This is a genomic window from Phenylobacterium sp., from assembly GCF_036263695.1.
GTDB lineage: Bacteria > Pseudomonadota > Alphaproteobacteria > Caulobacterales > Caulobacteraceae > Phenylobacterium.
On record NZ_DATAGM010000044.1, the window covers coordinates 1 to 14,338 of the forward strand.

The window sequence follows — 14,338 nt, forward strand, 5'->3', positions numbered from 1 at the left end:
TACTGCCAGATGTCGAGCTCGGTCCAATTGGAGATCGGGAAGGCGCGGAAGCTCTCCCCCTGGCGCTTGCGGGTGTTGTAGAGCCGCCAGAGCTCGGGCCGCTGGTTCTTCGGATCCCAGCGGTGCTCGGGGGTGCGGAAGGAGAGCACCCGCTCCTTAGCGCGGCTCTTCTCCTCGTCCCGGCGGCCGCCGCCGAACGCGGCGTCGAAGCCGTACTTGTCGAGGGCCTGCTTGAGGCCTTCGGTCTTCCAGATGTCGGTGTGCAGCGCGCTTCCATGGTCGAAGGGATTGATGCCCTTCGCCAGCGCCTCCGGGTTCTGGTGCACGAGCAGCTCGAAGCCGAGTTCGCGGGCCATCCGCTCGCGCATCTCGTACATCGCCCGGAACTTCCAGGTGGTGTCGACGTGCAGCAGCGGGAACGGCGGCTTGGAGGGGTAGAAGGCCTTTGCAGCCAGGTGCAGCATGACCGCGCTGTCCTTGCCGATCGAGTAGAGCATCACCGGCCGTTCGCACTCGGCGACGACCTCGCGCAGGATGTGGATGCTCTCCGCCTCGAGGCGCTCGAGGTGGGTCAGCCGTTGCGGGGAGATCGTGGCGGTGCTGTCAGCCATCGGTGCAAAGGCGGTCGCGACGCGGGCGTCCATTCGGGGCGACCTCAAAATCTAATAAAAAGCCGCCCGCGCCGGCGTTGGCGACGTGCGGACTAACGGCCCTTCGACTGGTCAGGTAGGGGAGGGGCCTGGCGAGCGCAAGCAACCTAACCGTGGAAGCGCTATTAGGAAAACTGACGGGGCTGAGGGAGGCGACGTGAGCGAGCTGCGACCGATCCTGCTGATCGACGACGACGCGAGGCGGCTGGAAGGAACGCTGCAAGTGCTCGCCAGCCTGCGTCTGGCGAACCGCATCGAGGTGGCCCGCAGCGAGACCGAAGCACGAGAAGCGCTGGCGCGGGAGGGGCCGGGCGTCGTGGTCCTGGCGGTGGGGCGCGATCCGGCGCGGGAGGCGGTGCTGCTTTCGGAACTGCGGCGCGAGGCGAGGGGGCCGGCGGTGCTGGCGCTCGCGCCGGCGTCGGCTGTGGAAGCCCTGCGTCGCGATCATCCGGGGCTGGAGGTCCGCGCGGCGCCGCTGACCCGCGAGGCCCTCTTGGAGGCAGTGGAGAATCTCGGCCTCGCCTGGGGAATCGTGGGGCTCTCGGCCGCCAGGGGCGCGTACACTCCGCCAAGGGGGTAGCTCGCTTCTCTCGTTTCGCGTGACGTCAGAGTCCGAAAACCGCGAGACTTGGCGGATCGGAGAGCCCATCGTCCGGGGCATGGATCTCGACCCGGACGCCTGCTACCGCGCCGTCTCCACCCGCGACCCCAGGTTCGACGGGCGGCTGTTCATCGGCGTGAAGACCACCGGCATCTACTGCCGTCCGATCTGCCCAGCCCGCACGCCCAAGCGCGAGAACGTCAACTTCTACCGTTCGGCCGCGGCGGCGCAGGAGGCGGGGTTCAGGCCCTGCCTGCGCTGTCGGCCGGAGACGTCGCCGGACCTGGGCGCCTGGCGCGGCAGCTCCAACACCGTCTCGCGGGCGCTGGCGCTGATCGAGGCCGGCGCGCTGGACGAGGGCGACGTGGACGCGCTGGCCGGCCGGCTCGGGGTCGGGGAGCGGCAGCTGCGCCGGCTGTTCCGGCTGCATCTGGGCGCCTCCCCCGTCTCGGTGGCCCAGACCCGCCGGGTGCTGCTGGCCAAGCAGCTGATCCACGAGACGCGGCTGCCGATGGCCGACATCGCCCTGGCCTCCGGCTTCGGCTCGGTGCGGCGGTTCAACGAGACCTTCCAGCAGCTGTTCGCCCGCCCGCCCGGCGCCCTGCGCCGCTCTGGCGCCGCCGAGACCAGCGCGGCGGCCGGCGCGACCCTCAGGCTCGCCTACAAGCCGCCCTACGATTGGGACCAGCTGATCGCGTTCCTGGCCGGCCGGGCGATCCCGGGTGTCGAGTTGGTGACGCCGCAGCGGTACGTCCGCACCCTGGCGATCGGGGCCCGCCGGGGCGTGGTCGCCGTGGAGCCGGCGCCGGACGGCAAGGCGCTGCAGGCCACGGTGCGGTTCACCGACATGACGGCCCTGCCGGCGGTGATCGCCCGCGTGCGGCGGGTGTTCGACCTGACCGCCGACCCCGTCGCGATCGGCGAGCATCTGGCCACCGACCCGGACCTCGCGCCGCTGGTCGAGGCCCGGCCGGGGCTTCGCACTCCCGGCGCCTGGGACGGCTTCGAGCTCGCCGTCCGCGCGATCCTCGGGCAGCAGATCACCGTCTCGGCGGCGACGCGGCTCGCCGGCAAAATCGCCGCGGCCTACGGCGAGCCGCTTCCGGCGGACCTCGCCGAGCCGGGCCTGACCCACATTTTTCCCGCGCCCGAACGGCTCGTCGGCGCTGACATCGCCGCGCTCGGGATGCCGCGGTCCCGCGGCCACGCGCTGGAGCGGCTGGCGGCGGCGGCCTGCGCGGACCCGGGCCTGTTCACGCCGCACGGTGAGCTGGAGGCGCAGGTCGCAAGGCTGAAGGCGCTGCCGGGCATCGGGGAGTGGACCGCCCAATACATAGCCCTACGCGAGTTGCGCGAGCCGGACGCCTTCCCCCACGGCGACGTGGCGCTGGTGCGGGCGCTGGAGCGGCTGACCGGCGAGCGGCCGAGCTTCGCCGAACTGACCGCCCGCGCCGAGCGCTGGCGCCCCTGGCGCGCCTACGCCGCCCTGCACCTTTGGGCCGCCGACGCGGCGCTGAGCCCGCCAAAGACCCTGAAGGAGCGCAAGGATGCGAAACAGGCCGCCTGAACGGGCCATGCTCGACCGGATCCCGACGCCGGTGGGCGAGGCGCTGGTCGTCACTGACGCGGCGGGGGCGCTGCTCGCCTTCGACTTCGAAGACTACGAGCCGCGGATGATGCGACTGCTCGCCCGCTACCATGGCGCGGTGGCGTTCGAGCCGGGGCGCTCGCCGGCCCGGCCGGCGGTGGAGGCCTATTTCGCCGGGGATCTCTCGGCCCTCGACCGACTGCCGCGGCGGCGGGCGGGGACCGCGTTCCAGCAGAGAGTCTGGGCGGGCCTGTTGACCATCCGGCCGGGCGAGACGCTGAGCTATCGGGGCCTAGCCGAGCGGATCGGCGCGCCTACCGCGGTGCGGGCCGTGGGGCTGGCGAACGGGGCCAACCCGATCGGCGTCGTGGTGCCCTGCCACAGGGTGATCGGCGCGGACGGCTCGCTGACGGGTTACGGCGGCGGGCTGCCTCGGAAAGCCTGGCTGCTGAAGCACGAGGGCGCGCGGTTCAAGCCGGCCCTGGCGGCCTGAGAAATGGCGGACATGACCGAAATTTCATGTTCCGCGACATTGCTCCACGGCGGCGCTTAACCGATAACCAACCCCTGCGGAGTCGTATCGGAGGCTTGGGAGAGATCCGATGGCTACCTTGACTGAGATCGTCACGGCGATGGTAGTGCACTCGTCCGCCGCCGCCTATTCGCACTTCGGCGTGGCCGTCGAGGTCAAGCAGCCCGAGCGTCCGGCTCCGGTGACGCGCACGGTCGCGCGCGTCGTTCCCCCCCGGGGCGTGAGGCCGGCCGCCGACGTCAAGGCCGAGGACTGCCCCGAGACCGCCCGCGTCGTGAAGGCCTGAGCGCCACAGTACGCGACAATCCGTAGCTGACCGCACGCAGCCGATTTGCGTGCGCGCCGTTCGGCGGTAATCCTGCTGGCGGGTAGGCCTGCGCCATGCACGCGGGCCATCGGGTGGTGGGAAAGGCCGATTGTCGGGCCGCGCATGAAGATCAAGAAGCGGCGTCAGCCGGCAGACTTCCAGTCCCTGAGCGACGAGACCGTCGACGTCCCAGCCGAGCTGGCCGATCCCGAGCCGGACGTCGAGCTGGGCTATGTCTTCCGTAAACGGCAAACCGGCTTCTATCCGGCGGCCGGGGGCGCGCTGTCGCCCATCGAGACGAGCCCGCCGGCGACGGCCGAGGGCGACGACTTCACGCCGATCTCGCCGGCTCCTGCCGCGCGGACGGGCGCGGACAAGGTGACGGCGCCGCCGGGATGGCCGGTGTGGGCGGCCGCCTTCGGCCTCTCCATCCTCGCGCTGTTCCCGATCGCCTACGCCTGGGGGCTGCGCGAGGGCGGCGCGGCGCTGGCGACCGACGTGTTCGCCAAAACGGTGTTCTTCGTCATCGCCCTTTTGCCCGCGCTGTTCGTTTGGGCGGGCGCCTGGCTCTACCGGCAGGGCCAGCTGTTGGCGACCGAGACCCGGCGCACCCAGGCCCTCGCCCACGAGATGGTCGCCCCAGCCGCCCTCGCGGCCGGTGAGGTGGGCGAGGTGACCAGCGTGCTGCGCGAGGACATCTCGGCGGCGGCCGAGGCGGCCCGCAGCGCCCACCAGTCGCTGAGCTCCTTGCGTCAGGCGCTGGCCGAGGAGACCCAACGGCTGGCCGAAGCGGCCGCCACCTCTTCGCGCACCGCCCGGGAACTGGCCCAGGCGCTGCACCAGGAGCGGACGCAGATGAGCGGCCTCTCCGAGACGCTCGGAGGCCAGGCCGCCAAGGTCGCCGAGGCCATCACCCAGCAGGCCCGGATGGTCGCCGAGGCCTCGGACCTGGCCGAGACCCAGCTGCGCGAGGCCGAGGCCTCGCTGGCCTCCCGCGCCGCCGACCTGACCGCCGCCGCCGGCCACGCCAGCGACGCCGCCAAGGTGGCCGGCGAGGACCTGTCCCGCCATGTCGCCCGGCTGGAGACCGCGGGCCTCGGCGTCGCCGATCAGGTCCGGGCCGCCGAACAGGGCCTGTCGGAACAGCGCGCCGCGCTGATGACCATCGCCCACGCCCTGCGCGCCGACCACTCGGCCTTCGCCGCCGAGGCCGAGAGCCAGGCGGCGCAGCTGTCCAATTTCATGGCCGATGCGCGCGAGGCCGCCGCCGGGATGGGCCAGCGGGCGATGGAGCAGGGCGAGGCGCTGCGCCGGTTGATCGGCGAGGCCTCCGAGCGGTTCGCGGAGCTGACCCGCACGGCGTCCACGGAGCGCCAGAGCTTCGCCGAGGACGCGGGCCGCTCGATCTCCGTCGTCTCCGAGGCCGCCCGGGCCGAGCGCGAGCGGCTGGAGGCGCAGGCCCGCGCGGCGATCGAGTCCCTCTCGAAGGCCGTGCAGGACACCCAGACCGCCGCCGCGCGCCAGGCGCAGACCGCCCGCGAGCAGGTGGACCAGCTGGCCGAAGCCGCCTTCGCGGCCGGCCAGAAGGCCAACCAGGTGTTCGAGGCCCGGCTCGGCGAGGCCCGGGCGCTGATCGAGGGAAGCGCGCAGCTCGTCGAGCAGGCCGGCGCGGATACGGCCCGCAAGCTGGAGACCGGCGCGGTCGCCGCTCGCGAGGCGTTGGCCGAGCTCACCCAGATGCTGGCCGACATCGAGCGCCGCAGCGCCGAGCTGCCGGCCAGCGCCCGGCGTCAGGCCCAGGACGTGCGCGACGCCGTCGCCGAAAGCATCGAGGCGCTGATCGGCCAGGCCCGCCGCACGGCGGAAGAGACCCAGGCTATCGACACCGCCTTCCAGGAGCGGGTCCGGCGAAACTACGAGGTGCTGAGCCAGGCCGTGCAGCTGATGGGCGCGGTCACCGGCGCCGCGGCGCCAACGGCTCCGCCGCCAGCGCCTGCGCCCGCGGCCGCGCCGGAGCCCAAGGCGGAGGCGGCCGAGCCGAAGCCCGCCGCCAAGCCGGCCAAGGCCGCTCCCGCCAAGCCCGAGCCGGCGCCTGAGCTGACCGCCCAGCGCCTGGGCCTGCGCCCGCGGCTGAGGCTCACGCCCACCGCAACCGACCAGGAATTCACCCAGGTGTTCGAGGCCGCGGCCGGCACGCGGCCCCGGCCCGAGGAGCCGGCGACCCCGATGGCCGGCGCCGACGGCTGGACCTGGAAGGAGCTGCTGTCCTCCATCGACGAGGCGGAGACCTCCGAGGACGCGGCCGAGGACGCCGAGGCCGTCGTGATGGCCGAAGTCGCCCGCATGGGCGTCGACGCCGGAGCTCTGCTGCCTGAGCCGCGCACCGACGAGCTGGCGGCGGTGATCCAGACCGGCGATGTCGCCGGCGCTCGGGAAGTGGTCACGGGCCTGGCGCCTGCGGCCATCCGCCGCCTGTCGCGCCGCCTGCACGGCGACAAGAAGCTCAAGGCCGCCGCCGTGGGCTTCGTCACCAGCTATCGCGCCGTGCTCACGGAAGCGGCCCAGCGTGATCCGCGCGGCTATATGGTCGCCAACCTGCTGGCCACCGAGACCGGCCGGGCCTTCCTGCTGGCCGACGCGGCGGCCGGCGACCTGGTGGAGTAGGCGAGGGCTTCCTTAACCGGTGCGGGCGCCTACTAGGCGCAACGAACAGACGGGGAGGCGGCCATGGCCCTCAGCGCGACGTCGCGCGCGAGGTTCAATCTGTCCGAGGCGAAGATCATGCTGCTCGACGCGACTCCGCTCGGCATGCAGGTCCTCGTGCAGATCCTCTCCGGCTTCGGGGCCAAGAACATGGTGCGAGCCTCGAGCACCGCGGAGGCCCGCGATTTCCTGGACGTGAACCAGTTCGACCTGATGGTCGTCGACACGCTGGGGCCCGAGGGTCAGGGCTACGACTTCGTGCACTGGCTGCGCAGGTCGGAGTTCAAGATGAACTGTCACGTGCCGGTGCTGATGACCACCGGCCACACCCGCGCAGCGGACGTGCAGCGGGCCCGGGACTGCGGCGCCCACTTCATCATCGCTAAACCGTTGACGCCGATCGGCTTGCTGGAGCGGATCATCTGGATCGCCCGCGAGAGCCGACAGTTCGTCGAGTGCGACCGCTACATCGGGCCCGACCGGCGCTTCCGAGACATCGAGCTGCCGGAGGGCCATCCGCGCCGGCGCCGGACCGACCAGATCCTTCAATCCGCCCTGGCGGCCGCTGCGGCCGACGGGGATGCCCTCTCCAAGGTGAACACGTGAGCGCCGTTCGATTCTTCGTGCCGGAGAACCGGCTGGCCAAGCTGCTCCGGGTGCCGGGGGGCGCGCCGGTGGCCGAGGCGGTAGGCGCGGCCGAGGCGGGCCTAGGCGAGCTGGAGGGCCCGGCCCGCGAGGAGCTGGCGGCCGCCCTGGCGGCGGTCGAAGCCTGCGCGGGCCGGCGGCCGGCCCAGTTCGAGGCGGCCGGCGTGGAGGAGCTCTATGGTCTGTCGCAGGGCGCGATCGGCCTAGCGAGCCTTTGCCAGCGTCCGGCCGTGGACGAGGCGCTCCGCAGCCTATGCGACCTGCTCGACAACCTGGCCCGCAACGAGCGTTGGGACGCCGAGGCGGTGACCGTGCACGTCCGCTCCCTGCGCCTGCTGATGGGCGACGCGGGCGTCAAGGACGGGCAGGCCGCCGAGGTGGTTCTGCAGGGCCTGCGCCGCGTCAGCAGCCGCTACGCTGGAACCTCAGGCGGCTGAGGCCGCCGGTGCGCAAGCTGACCTGCGGCGCGGAACGCTGGCCGATCGCCGGCGCCTTCACAATCGCCCGCGGCGCCAAGACCGAGGCGCAGGTGGTGGTCGTGGAGATCACCGAGGGTGACGCTCGGGGACGGGGCGAATGCGTGCCCTACGCGCGCTACGGCGATACCGTGGAGGGCGTGCTCTCGCAGATAGAAAGCCTCCGCGACGCTATCGAAGCGGGGCTTGACCGAGAAAGGCTCCAGGCGAGGTTGCCGGCGGGTGCGGCGCGCAATGCGCTGGACTGCGCCCTCTGGGACCTGGAGGCCAAGCTCGCCGGCCATCCGGCGTGGCGGCTCGCGGGCCGGGCGCGCCTGGATCCGGTGAAGACCTGCTACACCCTGAGCTTCGCCAGCCCGGAGGCGATGGCGCAGGCCGCCCGCGCCAACGCCCGCCGGCCGATGCTGAAGCTGAAGATCGGCGGGGCGGGCGACCTCGACCGCGTCGCCGCAGTGCGGGCGGCCGCGCCGCGCACGCGGCTCGTCGTCGACGCCAACGAAGCGCTGACCTTTGAGGAGCTTCGGCGGCTCGCGCCCGAGTTCGCGCGGCTGGACGTGAAGCTGATCGAGCAGCCGCTGCCGGCCGCCGACGACGGCGCCCTTGAGGGCTGGGCGAGCCCGGTGCTGCTTTGCGCCGACGAGAGCTGCCACACCCGGGGGGACCTCGCCCGCTGCGCGGCCCGTTACGGGGCGGTGAACATCAAGCTCGACAAGGCCGGCGGCCTGAGCGAGGCGCTGGCGATGGTCGAGGAAGCGCGTCGCCTTCGCCTGGAGGTGATGGTCGGCTGCATGGTGGCGACGTCGCTGGCCATGGCGCCGGCGATGATCCTGGCGCAGGGGGCCGAGTTCGTGGACTTGGACGGGCCGCTGCTGCTGGCTAAAGACCGCGAGCCCGGTCTGCGGTTCCTGGGCTCGCTGGTCGAGCCGCCGACGCCGGAGCTCTGGGGCTAGCTACTCGCGCTCGCCCGCGGCCGCTCCCATGTGAGGGGGAGCATCTGCGGAAGGAGCGCGTTTCGTCCCCATGACCGACGACAAGGCCAAAGCCCATCGCGCCTGGCGCTCCGCCGAGCGGATCAAGCGGCTCTCCGACCGGGTGGTGGGGATCGGGCCGTTCGGCCTGGGCATCGACGGCGTCATCGCCTGGGTGCCCGGCGCCAACGCCGTCTACAGCCTGGGCGCAGCCGGCCTGTTGCTGGCCGAGGCTGTGAACGCGGGCGCAAAGCCCGCGACCATCGCCAAGATGGCCGCCTTCCTGCTGGCCGACTCGGCGACGTCGGCTGTGCCAGTACTCGGCTGGGCGGTGGACACCCTGTTCCCCGGCCACGCCCTGGCGGCCAAGTCCCTGCAGCGGGACATCGAGGCCCGCCACGGACCGTCCGACCTGGAGGACAACTGGCTGTTCCGCGGGCGCGACCGCCGCGGGCGCAGCGTCAGTGGCGGGGACATTCGGGGCGTCCGGCGCTAGGCTTACCCCCCGACGAGGAGCGGGGATGAGCTACAGGCACATCAAGTTTGCTCATCTGCCTGTCGCCGATCAGGAGCGGGCGCTGGCCTTCTGGCGCGACCGTCTCGGGCTCGAGGTCGCCCTCGACCAGTCCTACGGCGGCGGGTGGCGCTGGATCGAGCTGTCGATCCCCGGCGCGCAGACGCGGCTGCTGTTCACCGAGAGAGCGGCGGACGCGCCCAAGTCAGAGCAGCCGTCGCTCATCCTGGTGGTGGACGACGTCGACGCGGAGGCGGCGGCGCTGAAGGCCCGCGGCGTGGCTTTCGTCGAGGAGCCACGCGCCGCGCCTTGGTCGCCCGGCGAGCGGTACGCGATGTTCGAGGACAGCGAAGGCAACCGCGTCCTGATCTCTTCCGGTTAAGCTACTCCGCCGCCTCCTGGGCGTAGCCGAGCAGTTCGTTGAGGCGGTCGAGGACTTCGATGGCGGCGTCGGGGATGACCGTTCCGGGGGTGAAGATGGCGGCGACGCCGGCGTCCTTCAGGGCCTGGTAGTCTTCCGGCGGGATCACGCCGCCGACCACAACCAGGATGTCCGGGCGGCCGAGGCGGGCGAGTTCGGCCTTGAGCTCGGGCACGAGGGTGAGATGGCCGGCGGCGAGGGAGCTGGCGCCCACCGCATGCACGCCGTCGGCGACGGCCTGGGCTGCGGTCTCGGCGGGTGTCTGGAAGAGATCGCCGATGACGACCTCGAAGCCCAGGTCGGAGAAGCCGGAGGCGACCACCTTCTGGCCGCGGTCGTGGCCGTCCTGGCCCATCTTGGCGACCAGCACCTTGGGCTTGCGCCCGTCCGCCTGGGCGAAGGCCATGGCCATGGCCTTGGCGCGGTCGGCTGCGGGGGTGGCGCCGGCCTCTTCGAGATAGACGCCCTTCACGGCGTCGGCTTTGGCGACGTGCCGGTCGAAGGCCCTGGCCAGCGCTTCGCTGATCTCGCCGACAGTCGCGTGGGCGCGGGCTGCGGCCACCGACAGTTCCAGGAGGTTGGCGTTGCCGATCGCGCCGTTGGTGAGGGCGGTTAGGGCGGTCTCGACGGCGGCGCCGTCGCGCTCGGCCTTCAGCCTCTTGAGCTTGGCGATCTGGCGCTCGCGGACTGCGCTGTTGTCGACCTTCAGCACCGGGATCTCATCGGCGCCCTCGGGGCGGTAGCGGTTGACGCCGACAACGCTCTGCACACCCGCGTCGATGCGCGCCTGGGTGCGGGCGCTGGCCTCCTCGATGCGGCGCTTGGGCAGGCCGTCCTCGATGGCCTTGGCCATGCCGCCCAGGGCCTCGACTTCGGCGATGTGCTCCAGGGCGCGCGAGGCGAGCTCGGCAGTCAAACGCTCGATGTAGAAGCTGCCGCCCCAGGGGTCGATCACGCGCGTGTGGCCGGCCTCGGCCTGCAGGACGAGCTGGGTGTTGCGGCTGATGCGGGCGGAGAAATCTGTAGGAAGCGCAAGGGCTTCGTCGAGGGAGTTTGTGTGAAGGCTCTGGGTGTGGCCGCCGACGGCCGCCAGCGCTTCCACGCAGGTGCGGGCGACGTTGTTGAACACGTCGTGGGCCGCCAGGCTCCAGCCGCTGGTCTGGGTGTGGGCGCGCAGGGCCAGCGAGCGGGCGTCCTTGGGGGCGAAGTTCTCCTGCATGAGCTTGGCCCAGAGCAGGCGGGCGGCCCGCTGCTTGGCGATCTCCATGAAGGCGTTCATGCCCGCGTTCCAGAAGAACGACAGGCGCGGCGCGAAGGCGTCCACCGGCAGGCCGGCGGCGATCCCGGCCCGCACGTATTCGATGCCGTCGGCCAGGGTGTAAGCCAACTCCAGGTCCAGCGTCGCTCCGGCTTCCTGCATGTGATAGCCGGAGATCGAGATCGAGTTGAACTTCGGCATTTCGCGCGAAGTGTATGAAAAGATATCTGAAACGATCCGAATCGATGGCTCGGGCGGATAGATGTAGGTGTTGCGGACCAGGAATTCCTTGAGAATGTCGTTCTGGATGGTGCCGGTGAGCGCGGCGTGCGGCACGCCCTGTTCCTCGGCCGCGACGATGTAGAGGGCCATGACCGGCAGGACGGCGCCGTTCATGGTCATCGACACGCTCATCTTGTCGAGCGGGATGGCGTCGAACAGCGTGCGCATGTCGAGGATGGAGTCGATGGCGACCCCCGCCATGCCGACGTCGCCCTTCACCCGCTCATGGTCGGAATCGTAACCGCGGTGGGTGGCCAGGTCGAAGGCGATGGACAGGCCCATCTGCCCGGCCGCCAGATTGCGCCGGTAGAAGGCGTTGGAGTCCTCGGCCGTGGAGAAGCCCGCGTACTGGCGGATGGTCCACGGGTTGGTCAGGTACATGGTCGGGTAGGGGCCGCGCAGGTAGGGCGCGACGCCGGGCAGACCGGCCAGGGTGTCCAGGCCGGCGAGGGCGTCGGGGCCGTAGACCGGCTGGACGGCGATGCCTTCGGGGGTCTCCCACGCCGGGCCGCCAGCGGCGGCGGTCGGTGCAACCGGCTCGAACGAGACCTGAGTGAAATCAGGGAACTGGGTCATGGAGGTCACGCGGCCTCGAATGGCGCGCTGAGGCGGATCGGCGTCAGCGGGGGGCAGACTCCGTCGGGGCCGGGCAGGCGGGGCGAGGGGGCGTCCACCGGGCGGGGCTCGACGCGCTCTACCTCGGGCGGGGCGTCCTTCTCAGGCGGGAAGGCGGTGACGCCGACGATGCGGGGCTTGCCGGCGGCGTCGCGGGCGAGGCGGGCGCGCTCGACATCGCGGGCGATCAGGCCGGAGGCGAGGGCCGCTACGATCCCGCCGGCGGCTTCGATCGCCTGGAAGCGGTCCCAGGCGGCCCTTGCGAGCTGGTCGGTCAGCGCCTCGACGTAGCCGGACCCGGCTGCGGGATCGGCGACGCGGCCGACGTGGGCCTCCTCCATCAGCACCAACTGGGCGTTGCGGCTCTGGCGGCGGGCGAAGGCGGTCGGCAAGCCGAGCGGGTCGGTGAAGCAGCCCAGCACCACCGCGTCCGCGCCGCCCGCGGCGGCGGCGAAGCCGGCGGCGGTGAGGCGCAGCATGTTGGTCCAGGCGTCCTTGGCGGCCAGCATCCGCTGAGAAGCGCGGGCCTCGATGCGGGCCTGGGCCGGCGGGCCGGACGCCTGCGCGATACGACCCCAGACGAGGCGGGCGGCGCGCAGCTTGGAAAGGCTCAGGAAGACGTCGGAATCGGCGGCGAGCCCCAGGGTGAGCCCGGCGAAGGCCGCGTCGATGGGCAGGCCCTGCCGCACCAGCGCCTTCGCGTAGGCTAGCCCCGCGGCGGCTGCAAAGGCGATCTCGCCCGCCTCCCCGCCGCCGGCCTCGTGCACCACACGGCCCGAAGCGAGGAACATGCTAGCCTTGGGATAGATCTGCGACAGGCGCGCCGCCACGGTCGCCGCGGCGATTAGGTGGCTCTCCACCGGACCCGGACTGGCCCCGGCTTCGGCGAAGCCGCTCAGCGGGTCCAGGTGGAAGAGGAGGCGCGCGCCGGGGGAGGACTTGGCGAGGGCGTGCAGCCAGTCGGCGGCCTTGGGGCCGAGGAAGCCGGCCTCCAGCGCCACGGGCGCGAGCTCCAGCTCTACGCCTTCCAGCACCCGGGCGAGGCCCTCGGCGGAACCGACGGCGACGCCGGTCTCCCCCGTCGGATCGATCCGCACGATCACCGAGGCTGCGCCGCCGCCGAGGTCCGCCAAAATTTCGCGGTTGGCGCGGGCCGGGTCGGGATGGCTGACAAGGGTGCGGACGTCCCAGGGGCGGATCGGGTCGCGTGGGCCCAGCAGGGGACGGGAGTCCGCGGCGGGCCGATAGAGCGGCTCGATGGTCAAGGCCTCGACGGTCGCGCCTTTCAGCGATTCCGGCGGCCGGTCCTTGAGCGTCTTGCGCACCAGTTCCGTCCAGGCCTCTTCCGAGGCGGGCGGGAAGCCGGCGGCGAGGGAAGCGACTTCGGTCATGGCCCCCGTGATGGTCCCCTGACGCGACGGCCGTCAAGCGTGGGCGCGGCTTGAACTCGCGCACGAAACCAGTTGAGTTGCCGGGAATTGTAGAGCTTGCAACAGCTACGCTGGGGAACGCCGATGCCGACCGGTGGCTACTACGACTTCCAGGACATCCTCCTCGAATGGGGCCCGAAGATCCTCACCGCCATCGCGGTGCTCGTCGCCGCACACTTCCTGGCCAAGGGGGTGCAATGGGGGATGGCCAAGCTGATCGACCGGTTCCCGGGGATCCGGGCGCACAACCGCGACGCCGGCCCGAAGGAGACCATCGGCTTCCAGCTGGGCCAGCTGGGCTACTGGCTGGTGCTGCTGATCGGGGTGATCGCGGCGCTGACCATCCTGGAGCTGGACGATGTGGTCATTCCGCTCTCCACGCTGATCACCGACATCCTGGCCTTCGTGCCGAACATCATCGGCGCCGGCGTGATTTTCGTGGTCGGCCTGGTGGTGGCGACCCTGGCCCGGCGGGTGGTGGAGGCGGCGCTGACGGCGGCGCACGTGGACGGCTGGCTGGAGCGGGCGGGGCTCTCGCGGATCACCGGCGCGTCCGGGCTGGCCAAAACCATCGGCACGCTGGTGTTCGTGCTGATCGTCATCCCGGTGACCATCGCGGCGCTGGAGCAGTTGCAGATCGAGGCCATTTCGGCGCCGGCGGTGGCGGTGCTGCAGACGGTGCTGAGCGCCCTGCCGCGGGTGCTGGCGGCGGCCATCGTGCTGTCGCTGGCCTTCTTCATCGGCCGCTGGGTGGCGGGCCTGGTGGAGCAGATCCTGCCCTCGCTGGGCTTCGACCGCAGCCTGCAGTCGCTGGGGATCAAAGCGGCGGAAGCGGCGCCGTCCACGGCTGACGGGCCGGTGGATCAGCAGGCCGCGGCTGAGGCGACGGGGCTGCCCCGGGCGACCCCGTCGAAGGTCGTCGCCCAGCTGGTGCTGGTGGCGATCATGATGTTCTCGGCGGTCGAGGCGGCTCGGCTGCTGGAGTTCGTCGCCATCGCCGAGATCCTGCAGCAGGTGCTGGACCTGGCCGGCCATGTGCTGTTCGGCGGGGTGATCATCACCGTCGGCGTGCTGCTGGCCAACTTCCTGGCCAAGATGATCGACCGCTCCACCGGCGGGGCGGACGCCTTCGCCTCCAGCATCGTCCGGTGGGCGACCATCGCGCTGGCGACCGCCATGGGCCTGAGGTTCATGGGCATCGCCGACGAGATCGTCATCCTCGCCTTCGGGCTGATCCTCGGCTCGGCGGCGGTCGCCGCGGCCCTCGCCTTCGGCCTCGGCGGGCGGGAGGCGGCGGGCAAGCTGCTCGACCGCTGGACCCGCAAGGCTGACCGGCCTCCGAGCGACC

Annotated in this window: 14 protein-coding genes; 11 read left to right on the forward strand and 3 right to left on the reverse strand. The window is 71.9% G+C overall.

From position 1 onward, the window contains the following. On the reverse strand, positions 1–644 hold a 644-nt coding region (gene cysD, locus VHK87_RS01620; protein WP_329633147.1), incomplete at its 3' end, for a sulfate adenylyltransferase subunit CysD. Between the two features lie 163 nt (positions 645–807). On the opposite strand from cysD, the gene VHK87_RS01625 reads away from it, so the two are divergent. From VHK87_RS01625 to VHK87_RS01670, 10 genes are all read left to right on the forward strand, one after another. Then, the gene (locus VHK87_RS01625) at positions 808–1,230 is read left to right on the forward strand and encodes a hypothetical protein (protein WP_329633148.1); all 423 of its coding nucleotides are present in this window, start codon (positions 808–810) and stop codon (positions 1,228–1,230) included. Between the two features lie 79 nt (positions 1,231–1,309). Next, the gene (locus tag VHK87_RS01630; protein WP_329633149.1) at positions 1,310–2,818 is read left to right on the forward strand and encodes an AlkA N-terminal domain-containing protein; all 1,509 of its coding nucleotides are present in this window, start codon (positions 1,310–1,312) and stop codon (positions 2,816–2,818) included. Next, the gene (locus tag VHK87_RS01635; protein WP_329633150.1) at positions 2,799–3,332 is read left to right on the forward strand and encodes a methylated-DNA--[protein]-cysteine S-methyltransferase; all 534 of its coding nucleotides are present in this window, start codon (positions 2,799–2,801) and stop codon (positions 3,330–3,332) included. Before VHK87_RS01630 ends, VHK87_RS01635 begins: the two co-directional genes overlap by 20 nt. A 109-nt stretch (positions 3,333–3,441) precedes the next feature. After that, a complete protein-coding gene (locus tag VHK87_RS01640) occupies positions 3,442–3,657 on the forward strand; it encodes a hypothetical protein (RefSeq protein ID WP_329633151.1) in 216 nt (71 codons plus the stop codon). A 144-nt stretch (positions 3,658–3,801) separates the two neighbouring features. Then, entirely contained in the window at positions 3,802–6,342 is a 2,541-nt protein-coding gene (locus VHK87_RS01645) for a polar localization protein TipN (protein ID WP_329633152.1), read from the forward strand. Between the two features lie 63 nt (positions 6,343–6,405). After that, complete coding sequence (locus VHK87_RS01650; RefSeq protein WP_329633153.1) at positions 6,406–6,987, forward strand: response regulator; 582 nt, start codon at positions 6,406–6,408, stop codon at positions 6,985–6,987. Next, entirely contained in the window at positions 6,984–7,463 is a 480-nt protein-coding gene (locus VHK87_RS01655) for a hypothetical protein (RefSeq protein WP_329633154.1), read from the forward strand. Before VHK87_RS01650 ends, VHK87_RS01655 begins: the two co-directional genes overlap by 4 nt. An 8-nt stretch (positions 7,464–7,471) precedes the next feature. Continuing rightward, on the forward strand, positions 7,472–8,452 hold the full coding sequence (gene dgcA / locus VHK87_RS01660) for an N-acetyl-D-Glu racemase DgcA (protein ID WP_329633155.1): 981 nt from the start codon (positions 7,472–7,474) through the stop codon (positions 8,450–8,452). A gap of 70 nt (positions 8,453–8,522) precedes the next feature. Next, a complete protein-coding gene (locus VHK87_RS01665; RefSeq protein WP_329633156.1) occupies positions 8,523–8,966 on the forward strand; it encodes a DUF4112 domain-containing protein in 444 nt (147 codons plus the stop codon). Positions 8,967–8,991: 25 nt separating this feature from the next. Beyond that, positions 8,992–9,366, forward strand: a complete 375-nt coding sequence (locus VHK87_RS01670; RefSeq protein ID WP_329633157.1) for a VOC family protein — start codon at positions 8,992–8,994, stop codon at positions 9,364–9,366. A gap of 1 nt (position 9,367) precedes the next feature. Here the strand turns inward: VHK87_RS01670 and scpA are convergent, their stop codons facing one another. Together scpA and VHK87_RS01680 are read right to left on the reverse strand one after the other, a co-directional pair. Beyond that, positions 9,368–11,521, reverse strand: coding sequence for a methylmalonyl-CoA mutase (gene scpA, locus VHK87_RS01675; protein ID WP_329633158.1), 2,154 nt, complete (start codon positions 11,519–11,521; stop codon positions 9,368–9,370). A gap of 5 nt (positions 11,522–11,526) precedes the next feature. Beyond that, the gene (locus tag VHK87_RS01680; protein ID WP_329633159.1) at positions 11,527–12,951 is read right to left on the reverse strand and encodes a methylmalonyl-CoA mutase family protein; all 1,425 of its coding nucleotides are present in this window, start codon (positions 12,949–12,951) and stop codon (positions 11,527–11,529) included. 123 nt (positions 12,952–13,074) lie between these two features. Between VHK87_RS01680 and VHK87_RS01685 the strand changes: the two genes are divergently transcribed. Beyond that, a partial coding sequence (locus tag VHK87_RS01685) for a mechanosensitive ion channel (protein WP_329633160.1) occupies positions 13,075–14,338 on the forward strand: 1,264 nt, incomplete at its 3' end.

Excerpts from the sequence above, each read along its gene's own strand:
- scpA (WP_329633158.1), bottom strand. The coding sequence starts at position 11,521 with ATGACCCAGTTCCCTGATTTCACTCAGGTCTCGTTCGAGCCGGTTGCA.
- VHK87_RS01650 (WP_329633153.1), top strand. The coding sequence starts at position 6,406 with ATGGCCCTCAGCGCGACGTCGCGCGCGAGGTTCAATCTGTCCGAGGCG.
- VHK87_RS01670 (WP_329633157.1), top strand. The coding sequence starts at position 8,992 with ATGAGCTACAGGCACATCAAGTTTGCTCATCTGCCTGTCGCCGATCAG.
- VHK87_RS01665 (WP_329633156.1), top strand. The coding sequence starts at position 8,523 with ATGACCGACGACAAGGCCAAAGCCCATCGCGCCTGGCGCTCCGCCGAG.
- VHK87_RS01645 (WP_329633152.1), top strand. The coding sequence starts at position 3,802 with ATGAAGATCAAGAAGCGGCGTCAGCCGGCAGACTTCCAGTCCCTGAGC.
- VHK87_RS01640 (WP_329633151.1), top strand. The coding sequence starts at position 3,442 with ATGGCTACCTTGACTGAGATCGTCACGGCGATGGTAGTGCACTCGTCC.
- VHK87_RS01680 (WP_329633159.1), bottom strand. The coding sequence starts at position 12,951 with ATGACCGAAGTCGCTTCCCTCGCCGCCGGCTTCCCGCCCGCCTCGGAA.
- VHK87_RS01630 (WP_329633149.1), top strand. The coding sequence starts at position 1,310 with ATGGATCTCGACCCGGACGCCTGCTACCGCGCCGTCTCCACCCGCGAC.
- VHK87_RS01635 (WP_329633150.1), top strand. The coding sequence starts at position 2,799 with ATGCGAAACAGGCCGCCTGAACGGGCCATGCTCGACCGGATCCCGACG.